At 43.2% G+C, this 2,584-nt stretch carries 5 protein-coding genes; 4 read left to right on the top strand and 1 reads right to left on the bottom strand.

The genetic code is table 11. The annotated features are described in order from the left end of the window. Nucleotides 1-17 precede the first annotated feature (17 nt). The 4 genes from efp to trpA are packed head-to-tail and all read left to right on the top strand — an operon-like array spanning nucleotide 18 to nucleotide 2,202. Nucleotides 18-593: an elongation factor P gene (efp, locus tag WKI49_06135; GenBank protein MEJ7622067.1), complete on the top strand. Its 576-nt coding sequence runs from the start codon at nucleotides 18-20 to the stop codon at nucleotides 591-593. After that, nucleotides 593-1,033 (top strand): acetyl-CoA carboxylase biotin carboxyl carrier protein, encoded by a 441-nt coding sequence (gene accB, locus WKI49_06130; GenBank protein ID MEJ7622066.1) that lies wholly within the window; start codon nucleotides 593-595, stop codon nucleotides 1,031-1,033. Before efp ends, accB begins: the two co-directional genes overlap by 1 nt. Further along, nucleotides 1,026-1,439 carry an OsmC family protein gene (locus tag WKI49_06125; GenBank protein MEJ7622065.1) on the top strand — a complete coding sequence of 138 codons (414 nt, stop codon included), beginning with the start codon at nucleotides 1,026-1,028 and terminating at the stop codon, nucleotides 1,437-1,439. Before accB ends, WKI49_06125 begins: the two co-directional genes overlap by 8 nt. Continuing rightward, nucleotides 1,429-2,202: a tryptophan synthase subunit alpha gene (gene trpA, locus WKI49_06120; protein MEJ7622064.1), complete on the top strand. Its 774-nt coding sequence runs from the start codon at nucleotides 1,429-1,431 to the stop codon at nucleotides 2,200-2,202. Before WKI49_06125 ends, trpA begins: the two co-directional genes overlap by 11 nt. 11 nt (nucleotides 2,203-2,213) lie before the next feature. Here trpA and WKI49_06115 read toward each other — a convergent pair. Continuing rightward, a partial coding sequence (locus tag WKI49_06115; protein MEJ7622063.1) for a hypothetical protein occupies nucleotides 2,214-2,584 on the bottom strand: 371 nt, incomplete at its 5' end.

Raw genomic sequence — 2,584 nt, 5'->3', positions numbered from 1 at the left:
TGCTAAAATCATATACCATGGGAGTGAAAATTGACATAAACAGCGTGCAAAGGGATATGTTTATTGAGCATAATGGTATGCCCCATAGGGTGCTTGACTACGAACACGTAAAGCCCGGTAAAGGTCAAGCCTTCGTAAGGATAAAGGCTAAGAATATGCAGACGGGTAATGTTATTGAGATTACCTACAAGTCTTCTGATGCCATTGAGCTTGCGGACTTTGAGCAGGTCTTTGCGGAGTATTCCTACTCTGATGGAGACTACTACTACTTTGTAAGTCAAACTACCTATGAGATGATACCAGTGCCCGCAGATAGCATAAGGGAAGAAACCAAGTTCCTCAAAGAGGGTATGACGGTGGTGGTCTTTTTCTACAAGGGACAACCCATAGGCATTGAACTTCCCAAACAAGTAGAGCTTGCGGTGGTGGAAACAGAGCCTGCCTTTAAGGGAGATACCGCAGCGGGTGGCTCAAAACCTGCCAGATTAGAAACAGGTGCAGTGGTGCAAGTGCCATTTTTTGTAAAGGAAGGAGACATAATAAAGGTGGACACGCGCACTGGTGCATACATAGAAGTGGTGAAAAGAGCCTAATGGATAAGGATTTTGTAAAAGAGATAATAAACCTTGTGAAGGGTAGCGACATAAAACAGCTCACCATAGAAACAGAAGGGTTTAAGCTATTCATAGAAACCCACCAAAAGGAAATACCTCAGAGGGTGGAAAGTGTTCCAAGAGAAGTCCGATACCAAGAGGTAATGCCACCTTCAGAGGACCTTCCTCAGGAAAACTTGCATGTGATAAAAAGTCCACTTGTGGGCACCTTTTATAGGTCTCCTTCCCCTGGTGCACCTCCCTTCGTGGAGGTGGGTGATATAGTGTCGCCAGGACAGGTGCTCTGTATAATAGAAGCTCTAAAGGTTATGAATGAGATAGAGAGCGATGTGAGAGGAAAGGTAGTAAAGATACTGGTAGAAAACGGAGAAACAGTGGAATACGGTCAGCCTCTCTTTATAATAGATACCAATGTCTAACATGGAGGAGAAAAGGGTCAGCCTTAGGCTTTCCGAACTTGAACACACATACGTGGGAAAGACTTCCTATGGTGAGCTTTTGGTAGGAGAGTATGGCTACAAGCCTATGGAGCTTCTCCTTCTTGCCCTTGCAGGTTGTAGTGGTGTGGATGTATCACACATACTCAAAAAGAAAAGACAAGAGGTAAAAGATATACAGATTGAGGTGGTAGGCATAAGAAGGGAAGAACATCCAAGAATATACGAGAGGATACAAGTCAAATACAAAGTTTATGGTAAGGACATAAAGGAAAAGGCAGTAGAAGAAGCCATTAGGCTCTCGGTGGAGAAATACTGTAGTGTGTATGCCATGTTAAAGGAGTCCGCCAACATAGAAGTTTCCTTTGAGGTGTTTAATGAGGCTTGAAAACTTTTGGAAAGAAGGCAAAAAAGCCTTAGTGTCCTATATGATGGTGGGTTATCCGGACTATGAAACCTCTCTGGAGGCTTTCAGGGTTATTCTCAGAGAGGGGACGGACATATTGGAGATAGGCTTTCCCTTCTCAGACCCCGTGGCGGACGGACCTACAATACAGACTGCTCATGAGGTGGCATTAAGAAATGGCATAAGGTCCAAGCATGTCTTTGAGCTCTCTAAGAGGTTAAGAGAAGAGTTTCCAGAAAAACCTTTTTTGCTTATGACCTACTACAATCCAATATTCCGCATGGGTTTGGAAAACTTCTGCAAAAGTGCAAAGGATAGTGGAATAGACGGCTTTATAGTCCCAGACCTACCACCAGAAGAGGGTATTGAGCTAAAAAGTATTTGCGAAGGACTTGGTCTTTCTGTGGTCTTTCTTGCATCGCCCACAAGCACAGAAAAAAGGCTCAAGCTCATATGCGAGAAATCAGACCATATGGTTTACTTTGTATCCTTGACAGGCACAACAGGTGCAAGGGAAGAGCTCCCCATACAGAGACTTAAGGAAAGACTAAATCTTTATAGGGCAGTTTGTAAAAAGCCAGTGGTGGTAGGTTTTGGTATTTCAAAACCAGAGCAAGCAAAAGAAATTGCCAGTTTTTCAGATGGTATCGTGGTAGGTAGTCATTTTGTCAAGCTTGCAGGAAACAGAAACCTTGAGGAACTTTCAAAAAGCGTAAGTGCCATAAAGCAAGCCATCATTTCATGATTAATATAAGCTTACTCCATATGAAATGAAGCTTTTAGTTCAGTAGCCAAAACCTGCATAACATCCTCAGAAGTAGAAGCCAGCTTCTTGGCTAAAGACCTCAAAAACTCCACATCTCTTATTTCCCTTACCCTATTTGCTATCTCCTCAGGCACATAGCCAAGTTTACCTTCAATTATGGCTATAAGCATCTCTTGTGCGGACTTTATAAGACCCTTTTCAATACCAATAACTTCGCCCTCTTTTCTGCCCTCTTCAAGTCCAATCTGTTTACCTTCCTTCAGTCCAATCTGTTTACCTTCTTCAAGCCCAATCCGCTTACCTTCTTCAAGCCCAATCTGTTTACCCTCCTCAAGTCCAATTTGCTTACCCTCCTCAAGCC

The organism is Aquificaceae bacterium (genome assembly GCA_037722135.1).
In the GTDB taxonomy this organism is placed as follows: domain Bacteria; phylum Aquificota; class Aquificia; order Aquificales; family Aquificaceae; genus Pampinifervens; species Pampinifervens sericum.
Note: the sequence above shows the minus strand (reverse complement) of the source record. Positions and strands in the feature narration are given on the sequence as shown.